Annotated in this window: 25 protein-coding genes and 1 tRNA gene; 13 read left to right on the top strand and 13 right to left on the bottom strand. The window is 59.1% G+C overall.

What is annotated here, in order from left to right:
- Positions 1 to 5: 5 nt before the first annotated feature.
- From ACI2KA_RS03255 to ACI2KA_RS03240, 4 genes are all read right to left on the bottom strand, one after another.
- Entirely contained in the window at positions 6 to 1,103 is a 1,098-nt protein-coding gene (locus ACI2KA_RS03255) for a GH25 family lysozyme (protein WP_404499179.1), read from the bottom strand.
- A gap of 180 nt (positions 1,104 to 1,283) precedes the next feature.
- Positions 1,284 to 1,472: a YegP family protein gene (locus tag ACI2KA_RS03250; RefSeq protein WP_404499178.1), complete on the bottom strand. Its 189-nt coding sequence runs from the start codon at positions 1,470 to 1,472 to the stop codon at positions 1,284 to 1,286.
- An 83-nt stretch (positions 1,473 to 1,555) separates the two neighbouring features.
- Positions 1,556 to 2,254: a type 1 glutamine amidotransferase gene (locus tag ACI2KA_RS03245; RefSeq protein WP_404499176.1), complete on the bottom strand. Its 699-nt coding sequence runs from the start codon at positions 2,252 to 2,254 to the stop codon at positions 1,556 to 1,558.
- 137 nt (positions 2,255 to 2,391) lie between these two features.
- Complete coding sequence (locus ACI2KA_RS03240) at positions 2,392 to 2,841, bottom strand: DoxX family protein (RefSeq protein ID WP_404499174.1); 450 nt, start codon at positions 2,839 to 2,841, stop codon at positions 2,392 to 2,394.
- Positions 2,842 to 2,973: 132 nt separating this feature from the next.
- On the opposite strand from ACI2KA_RS03240, the gene ACI2KA_RS03235 reads away from it, so the two are divergent.
- Both ACI2KA_RS03235 and ACI2KA_RS03230 read left to right on the top strand, forming a co-directional pair.
- On the top strand, positions 2,974 to 3,279 hold the full coding sequence (locus tag ACI2KA_RS03235) for a SelT/SelW/SelH family protein (RefSeq protein WP_404499172.1): 306 nt from the start codon (positions 2,974 to 2,976) through the stop codon (positions 3,277 to 3,279).
- A 119-nt stretch (positions 3,280 to 3,398) separates the two neighbouring features.
- A tRNA-Leu gene (locus tag ACI2KA_RS03230) sits at positions 3,399 to 3,485 on the top strand.
- Positions 3,486 to 3,690: 205 nt separating this feature from the next.
- Here the strand turns inward: ACI2KA_RS03230 and ACI2KA_RS03225 are convergent.
- Positions 3,691 to 4,101, bottom strand: coding sequence for a pilus assembly protein N-terminal domain-containing protein (locus ACI2KA_RS03225; RefSeq protein ID WP_404499170.1), 411 nt, complete (start codon positions 4,099 to 4,101; stop codon positions 3,691 to 3,693).
- A 416-nt stretch (positions 4,102 to 4,517) separates the two neighbouring features.
- Between ACI2KA_RS03225 and ACI2KA_RS03220 the strand changes: the two genes are divergently transcribed.
- From ACI2KA_RS03220 to ACI2KA_RS03180, 9 genes are all read left to right on the top strand, one after another.
- The gene (locus ACI2KA_RS03220) at positions 4,518 to 4,706 is read left to right on the top strand and encodes a Flp family type IVb pilin (protein WP_154961362.1); all 189 of its coding nucleotides are present in this window, start codon (positions 4,518 to 4,520) and stop codon (positions 4,704 to 4,706) included.
- 106 nt (positions 4,707 to 4,812) lie between these two features.
- A complete protein-coding gene (locus ACI2KA_RS03215) occupies positions 4,813 to 5,325 on the top strand; it encodes a prepilin peptidase (protein WP_404499168.1) in 513 nt (170 codons plus the stop codon).
- A gap of 124 nt (positions 5,326 to 5,449) precedes the next feature.
- Positions 5,450 to 6,256 (top strand): Flp pilus assembly protein CpaB, encoded by an 807-nt coding sequence (gene cpaB, locus ACI2KA_RS03210; RefSeq protein WP_404499166.1) that lies wholly within the window; start codon positions 5,450 to 5,452, stop codon positions 6,254 to 6,256.
- Entirely contained in the window at positions 6,253 to 7,836 is a 1,584-nt protein-coding gene (locus ACI2KA_RS03205; RefSeq protein ID WP_404499164.1) for a type II and III secretion system protein family protein, read from the top strand. Before cpaB ends, ACI2KA_RS03205 begins: the two co-directional genes overlap by 4 nt.
- A 56-nt stretch (positions 7,837 to 7,892) precedes the next feature.
- Entirely contained in the window at positions 7,893 to 8,570 is a 678-nt protein-coding gene (locus tag ACI2KA_RS03200; RefSeq protein ID WP_404499162.1) for a CpaD family pilus assembly protein, read from the top strand.
- Positions 8,571 to 8,604: 34 nt separating this feature from the next.
- Positions 8,605 to 9,888 (top strand): CpaE family protein, encoded by a 1,284-nt coding sequence (locus tag ACI2KA_RS03195; RefSeq protein WP_404499160.1) that lies wholly within the window; start codon positions 8,605 to 8,607, stop codon positions 9,886 to 9,888.
- 33 nt (positions 9,889 to 9,921) lie between these two features.
- Positions 9,922 to 11,385, top strand: a complete 1,464-nt coding sequence (locus tag ACI2KA_RS03190; protein WP_404499158.1) for a CpaF family protein — start codon at positions 9,922 to 9,924, stop codon at positions 11,383 to 11,385.
- A gap of 15 nt (positions 11,386 to 11,400) precedes the next feature.
- Positions 11,401 to 12,405, top strand: a complete 1,005-nt coding sequence (locus ACI2KA_RS03185) for a type II secretion system F family protein (protein ID WP_404499156.1) — start codon at positions 11,401 to 11,403, stop codon at positions 12,403 to 12,405.
- A 9-nt stretch (positions 12,406 to 12,414) separates the two neighbouring features.
- Positions 12,415 to 13,401 (top strand): type II secretion system F family protein, encoded by a 987-nt coding sequence (locus ACI2KA_RS03180; protein WP_404499154.1) that lies wholly within the window; start codon positions 12,415 to 12,417, stop codon positions 13,399 to 13,401.
- Positions 13,402 to 13,464: 63 nt separating this feature from the next.
- On the opposite strand, the gene ACI2KA_RS03175 is transcribed toward ACI2KA_RS03180, so the two are convergent.
- Positions 13,465 to 14,289, bottom strand: coding sequence for a tetratricopeptide repeat protein (locus ACI2KA_RS03175; RefSeq protein ID WP_404499152.1), 825 nt, complete (start codon positions 14,287 to 14,289; stop codon positions 13,465 to 13,467).
- Between the two features lie 142 nt (positions 14,290 to 14,431).
- Between ACI2KA_RS03175 and ACI2KA_RS03170 the strand changes: the two genes are divergently transcribed.
- Positions 14,432 to 15,826, top strand: coding sequence for a leucyl aminopeptidase family protein (locus ACI2KA_RS03170; protein WP_404499150.1), 1,395 nt, complete (start codon positions 14,432 to 14,434; stop codon positions 15,824 to 15,826).
- Between the two features lie 62 nt (positions 15,827 to 15,888).
- Here ACI2KA_RS03170 and pncB read toward each other — a convergent pair whose 3' ends face one another.
- From pncB to ACI2KA_RS03135, 7 genes are all read right to left on the bottom strand, one after another.
- The gene (gene pncB / locus ACI2KA_RS03165; protein ID WP_404499148.1) at positions 15,889 to 17,193 is read right to left on the bottom strand and encodes a nicotinate phosphoribosyltransferase; all 1,305 of its coding nucleotides are present in this window, start codon (positions 17,191 to 17,193) and stop codon (positions 15,889 to 15,891) included.
- Between the two features lie 210 nt (positions 17,194 to 17,403).
- Positions 17,404 to 17,763 carry a hypothetical protein gene (locus ACI2KA_RS03160; RefSeq protein ID WP_404499146.1) on the bottom strand — a complete coding sequence of 120 codons (360 nt, stop codon included), beginning with the start codon at positions 17,761 to 17,763 and terminating at the stop codon, positions 17,404 to 17,406.
- Between the two features lie 95 nt (positions 17,764 to 17,858).
- A complete protein-coding gene (locus ACI2KA_RS03155) occupies positions 17,859 to 18,710 on the bottom strand; it encodes a C40 family peptidase (RefSeq protein WP_404499144.1) in 852 nt (283 codons plus the stop codon).
- Between the two features lie 18 nt (positions 18,711 to 18,728).
- Positions 18,729 to 19,073, bottom strand: coding sequence for a MarR family transcriptional regulator (locus tag ACI2KA_RS03150; RefSeq protein ID WP_404499142.1), 345 nt, complete (start codon positions 19,071 to 19,073; stop codon positions 18,729 to 18,731).
- Positions 19,074 to 19,439: 366 nt separating this feature from the next.
- Entirely contained in the window at positions 19,440 to 20,546 is a 1,107-nt protein-coding gene (locus ACI2KA_RS03145) for a DUF475 domain-containing protein (protein WP_404499140.1), read from the bottom strand.
- A 292-nt stretch (positions 20,547 to 20,838) separates the two neighbouring features.
- On the bottom strand, positions 20,839 to 21,756 hold the full coding sequence (locus tag ACI2KA_RS03140) for a DMT family transporter (RefSeq protein WP_404499716.1): 918 nt from the start codon (positions 21,754 to 21,756) through the stop codon (positions 20,839 to 20,841).
- 122 nt (positions 21,757 to 21,878) lie between these two features.
- On the bottom strand, positions 21,879 to 22,760 hold the full coding sequence (locus tag ACI2KA_RS03135) for a LysR family transcriptional regulator (protein WP_404499138.1): 882 nt from the start codon (positions 22,758 to 22,760) through the stop codon (positions 21,879 to 21,881).
- A 105-nt stretch (positions 22,761 to 22,865) separates the two neighbouring features.
- Between ACI2KA_RS03135 and ACI2KA_RS03130 the strand changes: the two genes are divergently transcribed.
- The gene (locus ACI2KA_RS03130) at positions 22,866 to 24,362 is read left to right on the top strand and encodes a CoA-acylating methylmalonate-semialdehyde dehydrogenase (RefSeq protein WP_404499136.1); all 1,497 of its coding nucleotides are present in this window, start codon (positions 22,866 to 22,868) and stop codon (positions 24,360 to 24,362) included.
- The last annotated feature ends 71 nt before the right edge of the window (positions 24,363 to 24,433 follow it).

Below are 24,433 nucleotides of genomic sequence, written 5' to 3'. Positions count from 1 at the left end.
CCGGGTCAGCTTGAGCGGCGATCCACCCAGCGGTGCCATGCGTCCTCGCTGCCGTTGAAGACATTGAGATCGATGCGGCCATCGACGCCATGTGACAGGCCGGAGCCGGAATATTGCCAGAACAGCCACTTCCGGCCGGGATAGACCACCGACGGATGCTGGGCGACGGCGCGCAGCCAGAATGGATAATCCTGGAACTCGCCGCTCAGGTTGTCCTTATAAAAATCGGGCGCCGTATAGATGATCGGCCGCTGGCCGTAATGACGCTCCAGCTTGTTCATGAACACGCGCATCTTCTCCAGGACGCGTTCGCGGGAATGGCGCATCTTGCAGCTGGATTCACCGTTATATTCCACGTCGATCACCGGCGGCAGCGCGTCCGGATCGCGCGGCACGTTGCGAATGAACCAGTCTGCCTGTTCGCTGGCGTTGCGGCACCAATAGAAGAAGTGATAGGCGCCACGGCGAATGCCCGCTTCCTTTGAACGCTGCCAGTTGGTGCGGAACATCGGGTCAAGATGGTCACCGCCATCCGTTGCCTTGATGAAGGCGAAGTTCGCGCCGCGGGTGCGCAGCAAGGGCCAGTCTATATTTGCCTGCCAGCGGGAAACATCCACCCCGTGAACCTGGAAATGGCGCGGCTGAACCCGGCCGAAATTGATCGGTTTGGCGTCGCTGAAGCTGGAGCGGAAGATGCGGGAGCGGATCTGGGCGCCGGCACTCGCCGCTGGAGCGGCAGCCATGGCCAATTGCACCGGGCGCTCCATCGGGCGTTCGGCCGGGCGCATCATTTCGGCCTGCGACGGGACCGGCAAACGGATTTCCGGCGCATTCTGCGGCAGGGACGCCCGAGGCGTGACGGCGGAAAAGGCTCTGGGTTCTTCGGGCACCGGCCCGCCCCACGCCAGAACTTCCTGCCGTGGCTGGGCCGTGATGGGCTGGCTGCCGACGCTCGCGTGCGGCACCGGCGCGGACGGCGTGACGGAACTCGTGGTTTCCTTCGAGGGCAAGCCGGCCACCAGGCTTTCCGGCCCGGAACTGGACGTGCAGCCGCCGAGCAGAAGGCAACCGAAAACAAGTGCTGGCACAGCCGATGAACGCATGAGAACCCGTACGCAAAACAAATCGGGGACGCTCTGACGCCGCCCGGAAACCTCGAAATACAAATGCTAACGGAAGATTATCAAAAAAGACTGAATCTTATCTTTACGCCGGCACCTGCCGATGCGCCCGTCATTTCCTGGCAGGCGACATGTTTCAAGTTCTCACGCAGGCGGCGAGGTTCAGGCGGTCATTGCGGTGAGATCAACGGTATCCGCACCGGGTGAATTTCTCTTGATCGATTCGATCGCATGAATGGCCGACGCCTTCGCCTTGTATCCTTCCGACGAAAACAGCGTCTCCCCGTTGGATGCCTTGAAACGGAAGCGGTACTCCCCGGCCTTGTCCTGATAGACTTCGAATTTGTACATGTTCCCTGCACCTCGGCGCCCCTGAGAATAGCCGGTCGCGACTTTGACCCGCCCGGCCCCATATGGAACGGAAAACCGCTTTTTCAGACGAGCCGCACCCAGGCGCGGGCAATTTCCAGACCGGCCGCATCCGCCGTTCGCGCGCGCATGCCGCGCTGGTGGCTGTCATTCTCGAGCCAGCCGGGAGCCATTTTTTCCACGGAAGCGGGAAGCGCCCGGCACCAGCCTTCGACAACGGTGGCCGAAGCCTCGAAGTGGAATTGCGTGCCATAGACGGCCCGCCCGACACGAAAGGCCTGATTGCGCGTCGCATCATTGGTTGCAAGCCGCGTCGCCCCCGGCGGAAGCGTGAATGTGTCGCAATGCCATTGAAAAATCGGGAATACCCTGTTCAACCCGGCCAAAAGCGGGTCCGCCACCCCGTCTTGGGTGAGTGACACGTCTTGCCAGCCGAATTCCGGCGGCCCGGAAAGAATATTTTCTCCGCCATAGGCGCGCGCGAGCAACTGGCTGCCGAGGCAAACACCCATCACCGCCTTGTCGGCATCTCCAAACGCTTTCATGAGCAGCGCGAGATCGGGGAAATACGGATAGAGCGCGTCATCCAGGGCGTTCTGCTCGCCGCCCAGAACGATGAGTGCATCATGATCGCGGGCGTCGGCGGGAAGAGGATCTCCGGCATAGGCGCGGATGACATGCACTTGCGCCGCCGCTTCTTTCAGCGCGACACCGAGTTGGCCATGCGGCGTACCCGCCATGTTTTCGATAATTGCAACGCGCATGAGGCCCCTTGGCGACGAGACTGGATTCAATCGGCTGAAGTCACCGACTGAATCCAGATTCATCACGAGCAAAACCGATTTTCAAGAGGCATCACACCGTCAGCGCGGCGACAGGTGACAAAACGCCCTGACGGGTTTCAGAATTCCCGGGAAAGTTTGGCATCGACGGAATGCCTGTTACCGCCGCGAACGGCAAAGAACAGGAATATCGCCGCCCAGAGAATCGATTTTTCCGCACCCCCAAGGCCTTCCGCCTTGACGATGCCGTGAAAATAGACTGTCACCAAAAGAACGATCATGGCGGCAAAGGATGCTGGCCGCGTGAACAGCCCTATGGCAACCAGTATGCCGCCGAAAAACTCGGTGGCCGCGAGCAACGGCGACCAGAAGACGCCCGGATAAAAGCCCAGGCTCTCCACCATGCCCGTCGCCCCGAAAGGGTTGAGGATCTTGCCGAAGCCATGGGTGACGAGAAGCAGGCCGGCGGCGACACGCAAAATGGTCTCAACCAGATCATGAGTCGCGTTATAAAGCGGTGCGACCGCCGGAACGAAAAGGCGCTGACGATTATTGTCGAACGGGGCCATAGGATCTCCATGTTTCGGACTTCGATGGCTCATCTGTTGGCAAAGCCCCATGGTAAGAACAAGCATTCACCGGGTAAAACATGAGTGTTAAAGTTAACATTATCGTGACCGGATATTGAAGGAATCGTGATCATGACCGACACCAAGCCTCGCATAACCATCCGCTATTGCACGCAATGCAACTGGCTGCTTCGCGCAGGCTGGATGGCACAGGAGATTTTGCAGACCTTCGCCACAGATGTGGAAGAAGTCAGCCTCATCCCCGCAACCGGCGGCCTGTTCGAGATCCGCGTGGACGAAACCACCATATGGGAGCGCAAACGCGATGGCGGTTTTCCTGGCCCCAAGGAGCTCAAACAGAGAATCCGTGACATCATCGACCCGGAGCGCGACCTCGGCCACGTCGACAGAACGAAGCATGAGGGGCTCGACAGCTGACCCGGCGACATGTTTCAACAGCGTCCGACAAGTTTTTTCCCTTTAAAATCAATGATCGTCATAAAAGTTCAAAAAGTCTGTTGACACCGGGCGGCTGCCCTCGTACATCGCTCTCCGTCGCCCAGATGGCGGAATTGGTAGACGCGCCAGCTTCAGGTGCTGGTACTCGAAAGGGTGTGGAGGTTCGAGTCCTCTTCTGGGCACCATTCCATTTTTGATCTTAGCCAGATCAAGAACTTAACCGAAAAAACAGCAACATACAGGCCGACCGGCAACGCCGGGACGCATGTTGCGGTTTTTTCCGGTTCTCCCGAAAATCGATGATAGAGATAAACGCCCGATCCTTGTTTGGCGGATAAAATTCCCGCCAACCTTCATGAGGCATGGCGAGACAGGCATGAGCGTGCCTTGTTAGGGCTGGGTGTCCTTGTCGCCGCTATTTTGCGAGTGCTGCTCACAATTCGGCGTACAGGAGAGAACGGTGCGTTCCGTCTGACGGAAAACACGAACCGTATTGCCTTCGTCGATCGAGACGAGAATGCGTTCATCCACGATTGGATTGCCTTCCTCATCGAGAAGCACGAGGTTGGTCGTGCCGAAACTGCGGCCTGTCAGAACGATGGTGGTGGCATCGGCAACCGTGGCATCGGCAACCTTGGAGTTACCGACGATAACCTTGCTGACCGGACGGTCGAGACGAAGGACGCGGGCGTGATTCATGGAAACGCGCAATATGTCTTCCTGGGCAAAGACGGGTTGTAGCGAACCCGACAGGAAGACGGACAAGCCGACCGTAATTTTCGCCAGTTTTCCGGATGACACGCGTTTGGCCCTTGCTCACTACCCGCACTTTATTACGCCACAGGATGCGCGGTTTTAGTGAATGAAGCGTTAAATAGCGAAGATCCGCTATATGAATGGTAACCATCGTGACTTGAGCGGTATTTTCCGCATCTCGCGACCCCGCCTCAAAACTGAACACTCCCCTTTCCTGACGCGGACACTTCGCCAGCGATAAAAAACGGTGCGGCACGGAATATATTTGTTTTTCAGTGAATATAAAAATGAAGGAAATACTTTTTGCTTTTATTTACCAAGAGAAACTCATCCTTCCGTTTACTTTGGATTAATCGTTTTTTTTAAGCGCTTGGAAATCGCTCGGTTGTAGTTTGGACACAACCGAACAACGGAGAACAGTTGTCGGCGTGCTGAACCAACACAAGAGTTAGGAGAGACCCATGACCAAGATTTTCGCTCGTTTCCTCAAGGACGAATCCGGTGCCACGGCGATTGAATATGGCCTGATCGCCGCACTTATTTCCGTTGCAATCATCGGCGGCGCCACGGCCGTTGGCACGCGGCTCAATGCTTTCTTCACCGCGCTTTCCCAGCGGATCAACGCGAATGCGCCTGCCGCAACCAACTAAGCGTTACTGAACGAGACATGGACGCGCCGCCGCAAAGGCGGCGTGTCTTTTTATAAATAGCTTCTATGGGGTAGCTGCCTTTCAAAAGCAGCCCGAGGAGACGGCCGTGGTAGTCGCTGCAATTTTCCTGATATTGCCTTTTTGCCTCGCCTTTGCTGCTCTGAATGATCTTTTCAGCATGACGATACCCAACAGGATAACGGTTTTCCTGTTCCTGTCCTTCCTCGTCATCGCGCCGTTTTCCGGCATGGACTGGCACAGTTTTATGATGAGCCTCGCGGCCGCCGCCGCCGTATTTCTTGCCTGTTTTGTACTTTTTGCAACCAATGTGATGGGCGGTGGCGATGCCAAGCTGCTGACCGCCGCCGCCGTCTGGTATGGCTTCAACATATCCCTCATAGAATTCCTGCTGGCTGTCACTTTTCTCGGCGGCATCCTGACGCTTGGCATCCTGCTTTTGCGTTCACGCTCACAGGAAATCATGGCCATCGGCATTCCCATTCCGGATTCCCTGATGGTGGCGAAAAAGATCCCCTATGGCATCGGCATAGCCGCCGCCGGTTTTGTCACCTACGGAGAAGCACCACTGGTAAAGGCCGCCATCGCCAGTCTTTCCTGAACCAGTCGCTGAATTTGCAGGTTAAACACCCGTTAACCACAAATCCAAGCATAATATTAACCATAATTACACCAATAGCGCGCCATCCTGAGGGGAGAAAACCTGATTCCCTCAAGGATCGACCATGAAACCGTCGCGCATTGTCATTCTTTCCGTTGCTCTGGTGGCCGCCGGTCTTGCCGGTATTGTCGCCATGCAGATTTCCGGCGCGAAGCAGGTCATCGAAAAAGCGGAAACGATCATCCAGAAAGAACCGACGGTCAACGTACTCGTCTCCTCGGTCAACCTGCCCGTCGGCAGCCGTCTGAACGACAGCTCCGTGCGCTGGACACCCTGGCCACAGGGCAATGTCATCGACAGTTTCATAACCGACGTGAAAAATCCCGATGCCATCACCGAACTGACCGGCGCGGTCGTGCGGTTGCCCCTGTTTGAAGGCGAACCGATCCGGCCGGAAAAAGTGGTCGATTCCAGCACCCGCATCATGTCCTCGCTTTTACCCGCCGGCAAACGTGCCGTCGCGACGGAGATTTCCGTTTCGACCGGCGCGGGCGGCTTCGTGCTGCCGAATGACCGGGTCGATGTGATCATGGTCCGCAAGGGCGACAACGGCAATTTTTTGACTGAGAATGTTTTGAACAACGTTCGTGTTCTGGCGATCGACCAGCAGATCAAGGAAGGCGAAGACGGCACGTCGGCCGTGGTGGGCGCGACCGCCACACTGGAACTGACGCCGGAGCAGGCCAAGATCATAACGGTGGCACAACAGATGGCCGATCGCCTCACCCTGGCGTTGCGCTCCGTCGCCGACGCCCAGGAAAACGATACGCTTTCGGCCGGCTATCTTCTCAACGGCGGCGCCGGGCAGCCGGAAATTCAGGTGATCAAATCCGGCTCGATCGTCAAGAGCGGTCAAGGAGCATCACAATGACCGGGGGGTTCATGGCAAGGCGTTTCAAACAACAGCTGCGTTCATCGATGCTGGGCGGACTTGCGTTCTGCGTGGCTTTTTCAGGCATTCCCGGCCCTTATTCGTCCGGCCTTATCGGTATTGGCGAAGCCGAGGCGCAAAGCGCAAGCATCGTGCGTATCACCGAGAGCGGCTCGGGCATCCGCAAGCGCCTGAAACTCGGGCTCAACAAGGCGCTGGTCATCGACCTGCCCGAGGACGCCCATGACATTCTCGTCGCCGACCCCAGCCTCGCCGATGCGGTGACGCGCACCTCCAGACGAATCTACCTCTTCGGAAAAACGGTAGGACAGACCAATATTTTCATCTTCGGCGAGGGCGGTCGGGAAATCGTCAGCCTCGATCTCGAGGTGGAGCGTGATATTGTCGGGCTGGAGGCCAATATTCGCCGCTTCATTCCCGAATCCGACATCAAGGTTGAAATCGTTTCGGACAACATCGTCCTGACGGGAACGGTGCGCACGCCGCAGGATTCTGCGCGCGCCGTACAGCTCGCGGAAGCCTTTCTCAAGGGCGGTGAAGCCACCACCCGTAACATATCGCTGACGGGTGGCGACAATGGCGGCGACGCTGCGATTTTTGCGGAGCGTCGGCAAGTCTCGCAGATCGTCAACATGCTGACGATCGAGGGCGAGGACCAGGTGACGCTGAAGGTCACCGTCGCCGAAGTGAGCAGGCAGATTCTGAAGCAGCTCGGCTTCAACGGCTCGATCAGCAGCTCGACGAGCAGTAATGGTTTCGAATTCGGAAATCCGTCCAGTCTCGGGAACGCGATCGACGGCGCATCCCGGATCGCCAGCGGTGCGATAGGTTCCGGCTCGCTGCGGTTTGCCTCCTATCTCAACGCCATGGAGCAGGCGGGCGTGATGCGAACATTGGCGGAGCCGAGCCTGACAGCAATTTCCGGCGAACAGGCGAAGTTTTATGTCGGTGGCGATTTCCGGATCGCCGCCGAACAGGATGTCACGCTGGACAAGGATACGAATACCGCCGTCGTCAAACGCGAAGTGGAAACGGTCGACTACGGCATCACATTGAACTTCAAGCCGGTCGTGCTTTCCCCCGGCAGAATAAGTCTCAAGATCGAAACCAATGTGTCCGAACCGACTTACGAGGGCAACGTCGTCACCGGAAACTTCGGGCGGACCATTCCCGGTTCGACCTACATGTCCGTGCGCAAGCGTGAAACCTCCACGACGGTGGAGCTTCCCTCCGGCGGATCGATCGTGATTGCAGGTCTCGTTCAGGACAATGTCCGCCAGGCCATGTCCGGACTTCCAGGCATGTCGAAAATTCCGATCTTCGGCACGCTTTTCCGCAGCAAGGACTTCCTGCGCAACGAAACGGAACTGGTGATCATCGCAACGCCCTATCTGGTGCGGCCCGTCGCGCGCAACCAGATCGCCCGGCCGGATGACAACTTCAACCCGGAAAACGATGCCGCCATGTATTTCATGAACCGGGTCAACAAGGTCTATGGCCGCAAGGACCAGGTTCAGGCGCCGCCCTATCAGGGATCAGTGGGGTTCATCTACAAATGACGACACACGCACGATATCCCCTCTTCAAAACAAGCCCGGTCGGGGCAGGAAACGCCATGCAGGAAACCTCTTCCTTTTTTCCGGCCGGACGGGCCGGTCTCGTCGCCATGGTGGCGCTTGCCGCCGCTCTGTTGCAAGGCTGCGCGCGCGATCCGCTGACGACCAACGCCATTCCCGACGACTATCGCACGCGCCACCCGATCACCCTGTCGGAGGCGGAGCATTCGCTGGATATTCCGGTTTCTGCTGGCGACAGCCGGCTGACGATGGCGATGGCTGACAATGTCCGCGGCTTCGCCCAGAATTATGCCTCGATGTCGACAGGCGTCATCAATATTCAGACGCCATCGGGATCAGCCAATTCGGCGACCGCCTCGCGAATGGCGAAGCAGATCCGCTCGACGCTTTCCGGCGCGGGCGTCGCATCGGGCAAGATCATGGAAACGCGCTATGCCGCTTCCCCGAACGGCGACGCCGCCCCCATCCGGCTGAGCTATGTCGCCGTGACCGCCATGACCGGGCAATGCGGCCAATGGCCCGAGGACCTTTCGGACAATACCTTCGGCAACAAGAACTGGTATAATTTCGGATGCGCTTCGCAGAGCAATCTCGCGGCGCAGATTGCCAATCCCATGGATCTGGTCGGCCCACGCGGCATGAGCCCGATCGATGCCGAGCGTCGCGCGGTCGTCATCGAGACCTACCGCGGCAAGGCTGCGACGACGATAGACTGATGCGGTTCCAACAATTGTCACGGCAGGAAAGACGATGAGCGCTGTAGAATACGATATCAAGTCAGGCGGCGGCGCGGACACCGAACAGCCGGTGCGCGCTTCGGATATGGACCATCTGCGGCCCCTGCCCCGCATTTCCGTCCACGCCTTCTGCGTCAGCGACAATATGCAGGCGGTAATGGACGCATTGTCCGGCGATCGTCGCATGAGCAAGGTTACCCTGCGGGTGACCAAGGGAGACATCAACGCGGCGGCCACGATGTTTTCCGCCTCGCCGACACCCAATCTCATCGTCCTGGAGACGGCGAGCGCCCCTGTTTCGCTGCTGGACGATCTCGCCCCGCTGGCGGAGGTCTGCGATCCCTCCACCCGTGTCATTATCGTCGGACGGCACAATGACATCACGCTTTATCGCGATCTCATCCGCAACGGCATTTCCGAATATCTCGTCGCTCCGGTCAATATGGCCGATCTCCTTGGCGCGATTGCGACGATCTTTGTCGATCCGGAAGCGGAGCCGCTCGGCCGCAACATTGCCTTCATCGGCGCCAAAGGTGGTGTGGGCTCATCGACGATCGCACATAATTGCGCCTTCGGCATCTCCACGCTTTTCTCGACCGAAACCATTCTGGCGGACATGGACCTTGCCTATGGCACGGCCAATATCGATTTCGACCAGGACCCCGCCCAGGGCATGGCGGAGGCGGTATTTTCACCGGAACGGCTGGATGAGGTGTTTCTCGACCGTCTTCTGACAAAATGCTCCGATCATCTGTCGCTTCTGGCGGCGCCCTCGCTGCTCGACAGGACCTATGATCTCGATCGCCAGGCCTTTCTGCCGATCCTTGAGGTTTTGCAGCGCAGCGCACCCGTCGCGATCCTCGATCTTCCCCACCAATGGTGCGACTGGACGCGGGCAGTTCTTGCGGAAGCCGACGAGGTCGTCATCACGGCGGCTCCCGATCTCGCCAATCTGCGCAACACGAAAAACCTGTTCGATGCGCTGATAAAACTGCGGCCCAACGACAAGCTGCCCCACCTCATTCTCAACCAGGTGGGCATGCCCAAACGGCCGGAAATTGCACCGGTGGATTTCCTCGAGCCGCTGGAAATCGAACCGATCGCGATCGTCCCATTCGATGCCCAGCTGTTCGGCACTGCCGCCAACAGCGGACGGATGATCAGCGAGATGGATGAAAAATCGCAGATCGCGGAAACCTTCTCGCAAATTGCCCATACCATCACCGGCCGCACCGTCCTGCGCAAAAGCAGGCGCGGCGGCCTCGACAAACTCAAGAATATTCTCAAGCGCAAATAGGGGTTTCCCCTGCGCCTCTAGACGGAAACGCCGATGTTCGGAAAACGCGGGGCTGAAGGCCCAGCCAGAAGCATAAAGCCGGATCCTGTCACGCCTGTGTCCACGCAGGCGGCGGCCCCTGAGCCTCGGCCTCTCGCGATCGACACGCTCGAACCCGGGCAATCGCCCGCAACACGACAGGCAGCGGCGCAGCCGGCCCAGAAAAAACGCGCACGCACGGAAGACTATTACAATACCAAAAGCCAGGTGTTTTCCGCGCTCATCGATACGATCGACCTTTCGCAGCTCGCCAAGCTCGATGCGGAGAGCGCACGCGAAGAAATCCGTGATATCGTCAACGACATCATCACGATCAAGAATTTCGCCATGTCCATCGCCGAGCAGGAGGAACTGCTCGAAGACATCTGCAACGACGTCCTTGGCTACGGGCCGCTGGAACCGCTTCTGGCGCGCGACGATATTGCCGATATCATGGTCAACGGCTCCGGCCAGACCTTCATCGAAGTCGGCGGCAAGACCATCGAATCCGACATCCGTTTTCGCGACAACGCCCAGCTGCTCTCCATCTGCCAGCGCATCGTCAGCCAGGTCGGCCGGCGCGTGGATGAATCGAGCCCGATATGCGACGCCCGCCTGCCCGATGGTTCGCGTGTCAACGTCATCGCGCCACCGCTGGCGATCGACGGGCCGGCGCTGACGATCCGAAAATTCAAGAAGGACAAGCTGACACTCGATCAGCTGGTGCGTTTCGGCGCGATCACGCCCGAAGGCGCGACATTGCTGAAGATCATCGGCCGTGTCCGCTGCAACGTCGTCATCTCCGGCGGCACGGGCTCCGGCAAGACCACGCTTCTCAACTGCCTGACAAGTTTCATCGACAGGGACGAACGCGTCATCACCTGCGAGGATACTGCCGAACTGCAGCTTCAGCAGCCACATGTCGTGAGGCTTGAAACACGTCCGCCAAACATCGAGGGCGAAGGCGAGATCACCATGCGCGATCTCGTCAAGAACTGCCTTCGCATGCGGCCTGAACGCATCATCGTCGGCGAAGTGCGCGGACCGGAAGTTTTCGACCTGCTTCAGGCCATGAACACCGGCCACGACGGCTCCATGGGAACGCTGCACGCCAATACGCCGCGCGAATGCCTGAGCCGTATTGAATCGATGATCGCCATGGGCGGTTTCACCCTGCCGGCCAAAACCGTGCGCGAAATCATTTCCGGGTCGATCGACATCGTCATTCAGGCCCAACGCCTGCGCGACGGTTCACGGCGGATAACGCAGATCACCGAAGTGACCGGCATGGAAGGCGACGTCATCGTGACCCAGGATCTGATGCGCTTTGAAATCGAAGGCGAAGACGCTCACGGCAGGCTCATCGGCAAACATGTCGCGACAGGTATCAGCAAACCCCATTTCTGGGATCGCGCCCGCTATTACGGCGAGGAAAAACGCCTCGCGGCCGCGCTCGATGAAATGGAAAAAACATCCTAAGGGAAAGCGACCGCCATGGACCCGTCAATCCTGTTACTGGCCGCACTTGTCGCCATCTCGGCAGGGGCACTCGCTTACGCCTTGCTTTTCCAGCAGATAGAGGTCGAAAAAAAGACCACCAACCGCTTCAAGCGCGTTCAGGCCGCAGAAACGGATCACGCAAACATCAAGGCCGCGCGCGACCGCGTCCAGGAACTCAGCAAGCGCCGCAAATCCATGCAGGATAATCTGCGGGAAATGGAACGGAAACAGAGCGAGAAAGCAAAAAAAGCAAAAAACGTCACTGTGCGCGACAAGCTGGTTCAGGCGGGGCTTACGCTTTCCGTTCGCCAGTTCTATCTGCTGAGCGTGGGCATGGCCGTTTTCTCCGCGCTCATGTCACTTCTTTACGGCCTGTCATTGCTGATCGCTCTGCTCATAGGATTTGTCGTGGCCCTGGGACTGCCGCGATGGGGACTGGCGTTTGTTCTCAAGCGCCGGCAGAAGAAATTTCTCGAGGAGTTTCCCAATGCGCTCGACGTCATGTGCCGGTCGATCAAATCCGGCTTGCCGCTGAACGACGCCGTGCGACTGATCGCCTCGGATGGCCAGGAGCCGGTGAAAACAGAGTTTCAGCGTGTCGTCGATGCACAGCAAGTCGGCATCGGCATCCCGCAGGGGATCGAACGCATGATGCTGACCATGCCGCTCTTCGAAGTGAGCTTTTTCAGCACCGTCATCAACATCCAGGCGCAAGCCGGCGGCAACCTCTCGGAAGCCCTGTCCAATCTTTCGAAAGTCTTGCGAGACCGCAAGAAGATGCGCGCCAAGGTAAGCGCCCTTTCGATGGAGGCGAAGGCCTCCGCCGTCATCATCGGCTCATTGCCTTTCGTCGTCATGATGTTGGTGCATTTCACCTCACCCGATTATCTGTCGGTGCTTTTCACCGATCTTCGTGGCCATATCATTCTCGGAGCGTCGGCGCTCTGGATGCTGATCGGGATATTCATCATGCGCCAAATGATCAATTTCGATATTTGAGGGGATGGAATGAGCGGGAACCTCCTTTCCAGCCTGACCGATCCGCAAACGATCATCGCCGTTCTCGTGACGCTGGCGGTCTTCGCGACCCTCTACACGCTCATCATGCCGGTTTTCGAGCGGAAAGATTTCGCCAAGCGCATGAAAGCCGTGTCATCGGAACGTGATCTGATCCGCAGCCGGGAACGCGACCGCATGGCGGCCGTCACCAGAGACGGCAAAACCTCGCTGCGTGGCAACAACAACAAGTCTGCGCGCCGGATCGTGGAGAAGTTCAACCTTCAGGAAGCGCTGGCCGACAAGAATACGATGAACAAGCTGCGCGCAGCCGGACTTCGTTCACAAAACGCCTTCAACACCTTTCTTGCCGCCCGCTTCGTATTGCCGTTCATTTTTCTGGCCGTGGCCTTTACCTGGATTTTCGTTCTCGGAAATCTTTCCGACAAGGCCTTCATCGTCCGGCTGATGGCCGTGCTGCTGTTCGGCTATATCGGCTTTTACGCCCCCAATATCTATGTGTCGAACCGCATGAACAAGCGGCAGGCATCGATCAAGCGGGCCTGGCCGGATGCGCTCGACCTCATGCTGATCTGCATTGAATCCGGTGTCTCCATGGAGGCGGCGATGCGGCGCGTGGCCGAGGAGATGGGCGAGCAGTCACCCGAGCTGGCCGAGGAAATGATGCTGACGACAGCCGAGCTGTCCTTCCTTCAAGACAGGCGCGTCGCTCTTGAGAATTTCGGCACGAGAACCCAGCTCGAAGCCGTCAAAAGCGTCGTGCAGGCGCTTATCCAGGCGGAGCGGTACGGCACGCCGCTTGCGCAGGCGCTGCGCGTTCTCGCGCAGGAGGGCCGCGACGAGCGCATGAACGAGGCGGAAAAAAAAGCCGCCGCACTCCCGCCGAAACTCACCGTGCCGATGATCGTATTTTTCCTGCCGGTGCTGATTGCCGTCATTCTTGGCCCGGCCATCATCCGGGTTCTCGACTCGTTCTGACAGAGAAAGACGCTGCGGCATATCGGGTTGCCTGCCGCGACCGACGCAAGACTTGAACGTGCATCAGCCGGCAGGCTTGCCGTCTTTTTTCGCCAGTTGCTGCCAGGAATTCTGTTGCGAGAGCATCGCCCGCAGGTAACCGAGATTTGCCTGGGCCTGTTGCGGAGAGAGTTCCTGGACGGCGATCCGTTCCGCTTCGGCGAAGCGGCCCTGAAGCCCGACCACGAGCGCAAGGTTCTGGCGGACACGGCTATCGGCGCCCGGCTGGGTGATGGCCGATTGCAGATATGTCTCGGCGGTACGCGGATCGCTCGACAGGACATAGGACATGCCGAGATTGGACAGCACGCTTGGATCGTTCGGTTTCAGGTCGAGCGCCTGACGGTATCGCGAGCGCGCCTCGTTCGAGCGTCCGAGCTGATCGAGGACAGCGCCTTCGGCGGAAAAAAGCCGCCAGTCGGGGCGATCCGGCGTCTGTGCCCGTTGAATGGTCGACAGGGCCTGTTCCAGCTGGCCGGCGGCGGCCTGCGCCTTACCGTAGGCGGCAAGGACATCGCGGTCGGCCGGATTGGAGATGGCGATCTGCTGCATGACGGCAAGCGCCTGGGTGTTCTTGCCGGTCATCATCAGAATGTTGGCATAATTCATGCCGGCGGATTTGTCTTTCGGGCTGCGTTCATAGGCTTTGCCGGCCGCCTCTTCCGCCTGCCGGAGCTGCTCCATGTTCATGTGGTCATAGGAGCGTGTGGCGGCGGGAATAGAGCCGGTGGACATGCGATCCGGCTTGTTGGTGCCCGCACATCCGGAAACAGCAAGAACCAAGGCGGCAAGGCATGCTCCCCGCAGCAACCCGATCCGGCCCGTCCCGGCCAAAGAAAAAGCAGTCATGGCAGCGCCCCCGCCCAAGAATGATCGATCTTGCGCCCGACATACGACAGACTCACATGACGCAACTTTCACTTAAGCAATAATCTGTTAACCCTAACAGAGCGTTAATCGCACCGATTCACGACAGTTACGAAAGCAGACCATGGCGCCCTATCAGTTCATTGAACGCCCCACCCCTTTCAGCTCCAAAGCCGGCAGCACTCTGCCGGTTTTCGCCGTCACGCCAGCCCACATCGAACAGGGCGCCATCGATCCTGTCGCTCTGGACTGGGCGAAAAAGGCGGGGTTCAAGGCAGAGGCAGGCGCCATCTTACTGGTTCCTTCCGCCGATGGTTCGCTGGGCGGCGCGCTTCTCGGTCTTGGCGGCAATCCGTCCGAAATTCCCTTTATCACCGGCAAGCTCGCCCGTGAGCTGCCGGAAGGCGAGTGGCATGTCGAGACCGCGCCCTTGACCGCCAACCGCCTGGCGCTCGGTTTCGGCCTCGGCAGCTATCGTTTCGACAAATACAAGACGACCAAGACCAACGGCGCAAAGCTGCTCATTCCGCAGGATGCGGAAGACGGCGAGATCAAGCGCGTTCTGGCGGGCGTTTTCCTCGCGCGCGATCTCATCAATGTTCCGGCCAACGACATGGGGCCGGATGAGCTCGAGATCGCCTTCCGCGCCCTTGCCGCCCATTATAAGGCGAAGGTGAACGTCATCGCCGGCGATGACCTGCTGAAGGAAAACTTTCCGCTGATCCATGCCGTCGGCCGCGCCAGCGAAAGCGCGCCGCGCCTTCTGGAGATGAACTGGGGCAAAAAAGGCAATCCGCGCCTCACCCTCGTCGGCAAGGGCGTCTGCTTCGATACCGGCGGTCTCGACATCAAGCCCGCCGCCTCCATGGCCTTGATGAAAAAGGATATGGGCGGTGCCGCCAATGTTCTCGGTCTCGCTTTGATGATCATGGATGCGAAGCTGCCGGTCGATCTGCGGGTCCTCGTGCCGGCGGTGGAAAACTCCATTTCCGCCAATGCCTTCCGTCCCGGCGATATCTATAGAAGCCGCAAGGGGCTGACGGTGCAGATCGACAATACCGATGCGGAAGGCCGTCTCGTTCTGGCGGATGCGCTGGCCTATGCGGATGAGGATGCGCCCGACCTCATGATCGACATGGCGACGCTGACAGGTGCGGCCCGCGTCGCGCTCGGCCCGGATCTGCCGCCCTTCTACACGGATGACGGCGATCTGGCCCATGATATCGCTGAAGCCAGCATCGATACGGACGACCCCCTGTGGCGCATGCCGCTCTATATGGGATACGACAAGGATATCCGCTCACGCGCGGCCGATATCACCAATGCACCGTCAGGCGGCATGGCCGGCTCGATCACCGCCGCGCTGTTTCTCAAGCGTTTCGTCACCAATACCAGACGCTGGGCGCATTTCGATATTTACGGCTGGTCGCTCAGCGAGCGGTATCATTCATCGATCGGCGGCGAGGCACAGGGCATCAGAGCGCTCTTCCATTACATCGCGCATCAGTTCGCGAAATAATCCGCCGATACGAAGAAGCAGGCTCGCGCGGGCGCTTCGTCAACCGAAGCGCCCGGTCTCAATCAGACCAGAACCTTCTGTTCCTTGTGGTCTTCCTGGCCGAAGAACTTCAGATAACGCTCCACTTCGGCCTGATCACCGGTCGCCTTTTGCGGATTATCCGAGAGCTTCACCGCCGGGCGGCCATTGGCGTCGCTGACCTTGCAGACGATGGAAATCGGCTTGAGGCTGGCAATGGTCTTCGGCGCGCAGCCGGCAAAATCATTGGTGAGATTGGTGCCCCAGCCGAAGCTCATGCGCACCCGGCCTTCAAAATGCCGGTAGGTGTCGATAATGGCGTCGACATCGAGACCGTCGGAAAAGATCAGCATCTTCTTGCGCGGATCGCGGCCCATCTTCTGCCACCACTCGATGATCTTTTCACCGCCTTCGATCGGCGGCGCGCTGTCGGGGCGGAAGCCGGTCCAGTCCGCTACCCATTCCGGGGCGTTGCGCAGAAAGGCCGCCGTGCCGAAGGCGTCCGGCAGCACGATCAGCAGGTTGCCGCCATAAAGCCGGTTCCAGTCCTTCAGCACCTGGTAGGGCGCGGCCGCCAGTTCCTCATCGGTCTGCGCCAGCGCCGCAACCACCATCGGCAACTCATGCGCATTGGTGCCGACGGCTTCGAGGTCGGAATCCATGGCGAGCAGGACATTGCTCGTCCCGGTAAAGGCAGGTCCGATGCCTTCCTTCAGCGCCTCGACGCACCAGCGCTGCCACAGGAAACTATGACGGCGGCGGGTGCCGAAATCGGAAATGCGCAGACCAGGCAGCTCGCGCAGCCGCTCGACCTTTTCCCACATCTTGGCCTTGGCGCGGGCATAAAGCACGTCCAGCGTGAAATACCCAAGCGAGCGCATGGCGCTGCGCGAGCGCAATTCGTTGATGATTGCCAGCGCCGGAATTTCCCACAGCGTCGTGTCCATCCAGCGGCCATGGAAATTCAGCTCATATTGCCCGTCGCGCTTGAAAAGCTCGTATTCCGGCAATTGATAGCTTGAAAGCCAGGAGAGGAATTCCGGCTCGAAAATCTGCGAGCGACCGTAAAACGTGTTACCCGCAAGCCAGATATTCTCCTTCTTGGAGAGGCGCAGGGTGCGCGCGTGATCGAGCTGCTCGCGCAGTTCCATCTCGTCGATTTCCTCCGCCAGCCGCACGGTCTTCGTGCGGTTGATGAGGGAAAACGTCGCATCCACTTCCGGATAAAGCTTCCAGATCATCTGCAGCATCAGGAGCTTGTAGAAATCCGTATCGATCAGGCTGCGCACGATCGGATCGAGTTTCCAGGTATGATTGTGGACACGGGTGGCTATATCGGTCTTCGTCATACTCGCATTCCCCAATATCGGCCAAAGCTCAGAATAGCCGATGTCACTCCGCACGCATGCAGGTATCAACCTGTCTTGCCGAAGATTTATCTGAAAAAGCGACAACAAGTCCAGAGCGACGGATGGGCAAATGCCTCACACTCTTGCCCGCGCATCTATTTTCCGAAAACCGCATGGGGTTTTCGGACTGCCATCTCACTCCGCATACCCTCAGAAAGTCGGGTCAACGGGGTTGATGCCGGGATACCAGTCCTTGGAGACCGGATTTCTGCCGCCGAAGCTGGAAATGCCGTTTTCATCCGTGCAGCGATAACCCTGAACGGGAAGTCCACGGCTGCCGAAAACCTCGCGGTATGGTCCCCTGGAATAGCCGGTGATTCCGAGCTCGGTATGGCAGGTATAACGCACCTTGGGCTGCAGCGTCCGCGGATCCTTGACGCCGGGCAGGTTTGCATAGGCGTCCGGCGCCGGGGCAAAACCATTCTGGAAAACAGTCTGCGCCTCTGCCACGCCGCTTGCCAGAACCGCCGCGAGTATGGCTGCCAATCGTGTCGCCGTTCTTGTCTTCATCGATGCCTGTCCCGTGCTCTCATTCATGGGATGTAGGCCGTCGGCGTTCTTCCTACAAAGGGCGGGGCGGGCACAATTTCGTGAAAGCCGCCGTCTCAGCCCTCCAGCCGGCGGAACGCCGTCGGTTTTTCATATAGCCAACCGATACGCTCGATGGCCGCCTCGAGATTTTCGCGCGCGACATTCATCGTATGGCCATTGGCGTGCAGCAGCGTTTCTTCGTTTTCCATGAGGCCGACATGGCCCTTCCAGAAGACGAAATCGCCGCGCCGCAATTCATCGCGCTCAATTTCCACGCCGAGCGACTTCACCTGCATGTCGGTGTCGCGCAGAACGCGGCGACCCGTCATCGCCATGGAAAGCTGCACGAGACCGGAACAATCGATGCCGAAGCCCGAGCGGCCGCCCCAGAGATAGGGGGTTTCGATAAAACGCAGCGCCACCGCCACATAGTCTTCCTCAAGCGCCGCATCGACGGACCGGCAATGGGCGGCGATGATGCCTTCGCCTTTCTCAGTCAGAAGATAGCGGGTGCCGCGAGTTTCCGCCTCGCCGACGATGCGGATCAGGCTGCCCATGGAGAGCGCCGTGACCGGTGGTTTGCGCAGTTCGGCGGAAGGATAAAGAAAGGTACGGGGCGCAACGATGCGGTGGGTGGCGGCCACGACGTCGCCGATTGCCGTCTCCGCCACATAACCGGCATAACCATCCGAATCCGCCTGCACCCACGCCCAGCCATTCGCCCTGTCAAAAACTCGGAGGGTTTCACCAAACAGCAGTTCCGTGTCGATGCCGGCGGCAAGGTCCGGTGTCGGCCGCAGGCCAATAACCGGTATCGTAACCTGCGCGGGTGAGCCGCTGACAAAACGTTCGGCCTGCACCGCGCCTTGCAGTTTCGCGTCGGCCAGATCGGGGCGGAAGACATTCAGGCGGCGGTCGAGTATCATGGGTTTCACGTCCAGGGGTTAGATCTTGCGCGCCTGATCAATAATCAGATCGCCGAATTTTTCCAGATAAAGCGCACCGGCCACCGTACGTTTTATCACGACATTGCGCCTGTCCCGCTCATCCCGGACCCGGTCGACCAATCCCAGCGCTCCGAGACTATCGAGCGCACGGGTGATGACCGGTTTGGTCACCCCCAGCAGGGCGGCAAGCCCGCGAACGGTATGCGGCGGCGGCACGAGATAAATCTGCAGCAGGATGGCGGTCTGACGCAAGGTCAAATCCGGCGCGTCGGCGGTGATCTGCGCCGTGGATACACGATGCCAGAGCCCCAAAGCTTCCGTGGGCGACAATTGTGCAGGCAAGCCGGTGAACCTTCCAGTCGTTACGCTCCCGTTTTCATTCAATGGAACGAAAAACTCAAGAACCATGGCGCACAAACAAAACCGCCGCGCCCTCGTCAACCTCAACGGCGGCGCGGCGCGGCGGTATTTATCGACCCGTTTTTCGGGCTTTCGACGTCCCCTCTGGACTTGCAAGAAGGGATGCAGAAACTGTGCCAGTTCTGCTGCGACGCACAAAGGCAAGCAAAAACAGCTGCTTGGATGAAATTGTGGCCTTGTGGCCAAATTGTCCGCAAGGAGAAAAGCGCAATAAAAAAAGGCAATCGGAAATACAGTGCTTAAAAACTGCCTTCCGCCACGACAGCGGAAGGCAAGGATGGTCGCGGTTTAGATCTCCGCGCCGCGCGCCGCTTCGACGGCACCGGCATTGTGCCGCCGGTTATAGCGGATGGAGGACCAGAGCGAGATGCCGATGAGGCCCGCGCCGCCAAGTCCGGTAATGACCTCCGGTATATGCACCATGGTCTGTACGTACATGATCACGGACAGAATGAGGATCGCATAAAAGGCGCCGTGCTCCAGATAGCGGTACTCGGCAAGCGTTCCCTTCTCCACCAGCATGATGGTCATCGAGCGCACATACATGGCGCCGATACCGAGGCCGATGGCGATGATGAAGAGGTTCTGCGTCAGCGCGAAAGCACCGATCACGCCGTCGAAGGAGAAGCTGGCATCCAGCACTTCGAGATAAAGAAATGCACCGAAGCCGCCTTTCGCCGCGCCTTCCAGCATTTCCTGGCTGCGGTCGAGAATGCCGCCGACAACTTCCACCAGCAGGAAGGTCAAAAGACCCCAGATCGCCGAATGGAAAAAGGTGTTGGCCGCGACCGGACCGAGTTCCGGATTGTCGCTTGCGCCGATGATGCGGGAAAAGACCAGCATGACCACCAGCACGAAGGCAATTTCAATGCCCTTGACGGAAGAATAGGTTGCAGCCTTTTCTTCGATCCAGCGCACCCAATGTACGTCCTTTTCATGGTCGAAGAAGAAGTTGAGACCGACCATCATCAGGAAGGTGCCGCCAAAAGCCGCAATCGGCAGATGGGCGTCACGCATGATTTCCGCATAACGCTCCGGCTGCGTGGCCGCCATCACGATCGCGGTCCAGGGACCGACATTCGCGGCGACGACGACGATGAGCAGCGGGAAGACAATACGCATGCCGAAAACGGCGATCAGGATACCCCAGGTCAGGAAGCGGTGCTGCCAGACCGGCGTCATGTCCTTCAGCTTATTGGCATTCACGATGGCGTTGTCGAAGGAGAGCGAGATTTCCAGCACCGCAAGAACGACGCAGATGAAGAAGATCGTCGCCGTACCGCCCACCGTGCCGGTCATTTCCCAGCCGAGATAACCGCCGAGGATCAGGCCGACGACGGTGACGATAAAAGCCCACTTGAAGTAGGAAAGCGTGTTTTTCTGGGCAGCGCTCATGTCCGGTCGCCTCCGATGACGAGGACGTTCACGGACCGACGCGGAGCGTCAGGCCGCACGCAGAAAGCACGCGCGCGAAGCACATTCAGGTTTTTCATAGTTTTTAATCCGCCGGCCAATTTTTGCAGGCGGTACCGACATCGCGAGAGCGCCGTAAAACTCTCGCCAGAGGGGCCCGGCACCTTTGTTTCCTCTGCCCTTGCGAGACAAATCATCGCAGGGCCTCTTCTTACTCCCTGAAGATCACGTCTTCGTCAAGTCCCGTGATTGTAACGGCAGCAAACAAGAAAGATCAAACCTGCTCCGCGGCCAGTCCTTCGGCGGTTTCGCGGCGGCGTTTGAGAGTATTTTCCCGGAAGAAGATATACAGGCCGGACAGGACGATCAGACCGGCGCCGACAACGATGCTCGCCTGCGGCACGTCGCCGAAGAATGCCCAGCCGAAGATCACCGCCCAGAGCAGCAGCGTATATTGCAGCGGCGCGACGGTGGCGGCATCGGCAAGCTTGAGAGCCCGGTTGACCAGCACATGCGCCGTCATGGCGACGACACCGAGCAGGCCGAGAAAGGCGAGATCGAAACCGGACTGAACCGGCAGCCAGCCCGACGGCGTGACAAGCACCGCGACGATGCCCGCAACAGCTGCGCCGATGATCTGCCAGAAGGCAAGCACCGTGTCCGGCGTATTGCGCAACTGGCGGCCGGACAACATCATGAAGGCGAAGGCAGCGCTGCCGATAATGGAAAACAGCGCGGCGGAGGTGAGGCTGGCCGAGCTGGGTTTCAGGGCGATGAGAACACCCACAAAACCGATGGCGATGGCCGTCCAGCGACGCCAGCCGACTTTTTCGCCAAGCAGAAATGGCGAAAGTGCCGCCACGTAGATGGGGGCGGCGAGCCAATAGGTCATGACATCGGCCAGCGGCAGGGCGGCAACCGCGAAATAGAAACAGAAAAGCTCGGCGGTGGAAAAGAAGACGCGCGCAAGCTGAAGACCCGGGCGTTCAATTCTGACAAGGCCGGAGAGGCCGGCACGCCAGACGATCGGAACGAGGATAACAAGCGCAGCGGCGCTGCGAATAAGGATCACCTGGCCCTGACTATAGGTGGCTACAAGCCATTTTCCCATGGCGTCGTTCAATGCGAAAAGCAGCATTCCAAGCAGCATGACGGCCACGCCGAGGCCAGTCGGCGAAAGCTTGCGTATCATAGACATGTCAGTTCCGATCTCTCCCAATGGCTGCATTCGTCATCCAGCCAGCCATCCTTTGTCAAGCCCGGATGGCCGGGTCCGAGCAATTAATAGTACTAATAACATCGGCATTAGGGATATCAGGTGAAGATTCGCCGTTCTTCGGCCACGAGTTCCTGAAGAAAATCGACCACCGTGCGGACGCGGACCAGTTGACGGGCGGATTCGTGATAGGCCGTCCAGTAGGCCCGGCTGATGGTGAGATGCGGCATGATCCGCAGAAGTTCGGGATATTGCCCGGCGATGTAATTATGCAGGATGCCGATACCGGCACCGGACCGGACCGCCTCGGTCTGGCCGGTGGCGCTGGAGATTTCAAAGGCGGCATCCCAGTCGCGCATGATCTCACCGGTATAGTTGAGCGACGGTGAAAAGATCAGGTCCTCCACGTAACCGATGCGGCGGTGGCGCTTCAGCGCCTCGACATCCGCCGGCGTTCCATAATCCGCCAGATAATCCGCGGAGGCATAAAGTCCGAGCGAATAATCGGTGAGTTTCGAAAACATCAGCCTGCCCTGTTCCGGCCTTTCGATGGTGATGGCGATATCGGCCTCGCGCTGCGACAGCGAGAAGGAACGCGGCACCGGCACGAGCTGGATTTTGAGATCGGGATAGCGCGCCGTCAGCCTGCCGAGCCGCGGCGCGAGGAAAGAAACGCCGAGCCCATCCGGCGCGCCGATGCGCACCGTTCCCGCCACCATCGTATCGACGCGACCGAGATTTGCCTGGGCATTCAGCATTTCGGTTTCCATGCGCTCGGCCCCGGCAAGGAGACGCTGGCCCTCTTCCGTCAGCTCGCAACCATTGGTGCTTCGCAGGAACAGCTGCGTGCCGATCGCCGCCTCCAGCGCGGAAATCCGCCGGCTGAGGGTGGCATGGTTCACACCGAGCTTTCTGGCCGCCGAAAGAAACTGGCCGCTTCGCGCGACGCTGAGAAACAAACGCACATCATCCCAGTTCACGGCACCCTCTTATATTCATTTCTGCACAATTGATGCTTATTTCAGGCGATTGATTTGTGCAAATCGAAAGGTAATGTTGCGCCATCACATTCTGGAGGAACACCCATGAAGGAAATCGGTCATTTCATCAACGGCAAGCATGTGCCGGGCGCCAGCGGCCGCACATCGAATGTCTATAACCCGGCCACGGGCGAAGTGCAGGCAACGGTCGCGCTTGCAAGCGATGCCGAGCTGCGCGCCGCGGTGGAAAGCGCCAAGGCGGCGCAGCCGAAATGGGCCGCCACCAATCCGCAGCGCCGCGCCCGCGTCTTCTTCAAATTCGTCGAACTTCTGAACCGCGACATGAACGAGCTGGCGGTGCTGCTTTCCAGCGAGCACGGCAAGACAGTCGAGGATTCCAAGGGCGATATCGTCCGCGGCCTCGAAGTCTGCGAATTCGTCTGCGGCATTCCGCATCTGCAGAAGGGCGAGTTCACCGAAGGCGCCGGTCCGGCCATCGACATGTATTCGATCCGCCAGCCGGTCGGCATCGGTGCGGGCATCACCCCGTTCAACTTCCCCGGCATGATCCCGATGTGGATGTTCGCCCCGGCGATCGCCTGCGGCAACGCCTTCATCCTCAAGCCTTCCGAGCGCGACCCGTCGCTGCCGATCCGCCTCGCCGAACTGATGATCGAAGCCGGTCTTCCGGCCGGCATTCTCAATGTCGTCAACGGCGACAAGGGCGCGGTCGACGCCATCCTCAACGATCCCGACATCGGTGCTGTCTCCTTCGTCGGCTCGACGCCGATTGCCCGCTACGTTTACGGCACTGCAGCCATGAACGGCAAGCGTGCACAGTGCTTCGGCGGCGCGAAAAACCACATGATCATCATGCCGGATGCCGATCTCGACCAGGCGGTAAACGCCTTGATGGGTGCAGGCTACGGTTCGGCCGGCGAGCGCTGCATGGCGGTTTCGGTTGCCGTACCGGTCGGCGAAGACACGGCAAACCGTCTCGTTGAAAAGCTCATTCCGCAGATCGAGGCGCTGAAGATTGGCCCCTATACCGATGACAAGGCCGATATGGGTCCGCTCGTCACCAAGGAAGCCCAGGCGCGCGTCAAGGGCCTGATCGACAGCGGCGTCGAACAGGGCGCGAAGCTTCTTGTCGATGGCCGCGACTTCAAGCTGCAGGGTTATGAAGACGGTTATTTCGTCGGCGGCTGCCTGTTCGACCACGTCACGCCGGATATGGACATCTACAAGACGGAAATCTTCGGACCTGTCCTCTCCGTGGTTCGCGCCAAGAACTACGAAGACGCGCTGGAGCTGCCGATGAAGCATGAATATGGCAATGGCGTCGCCATCTTCACCCGCGACGGCGATGCCGCCCGCGACTTCGCAAGCCGCATCAATATCGGCATGATCGGCGTCAACGTGCCGATCCCGGTCCCGCTCGCCTATCACTCCTTCGGCGGCTGGAAAGCTTCGAGCTTCGGCGATCTCAACCAGCACGGCACGGATTCGATCAAGTTCTGGACGAAGACCAAGACGATCACCTCGCGCTGGCCGTCCGGCATCAAGTCCGGTGCCGAATTCGTCATGCCGACGATGAAATAAGCCGGAGCACCGGTAAACGAGACAGAAGCCCCGCTGCACCACAGCGGGGTTTTTTGATTATAAAGACAACT

Source organism: Agrobacterium sp. NPDC089420 (genome assembly GCF_044900305.1).
In the GTDB taxonomy this organism is placed as follows: domain Bacteria; phylum Pseudomonadota; class Alphaproteobacteria; order Rhizobiales; family Rhizobiaceae; genus Agrobacterium.
This window is presented reverse-complemented; position numbering and strand designations above follow the sequence as displayed.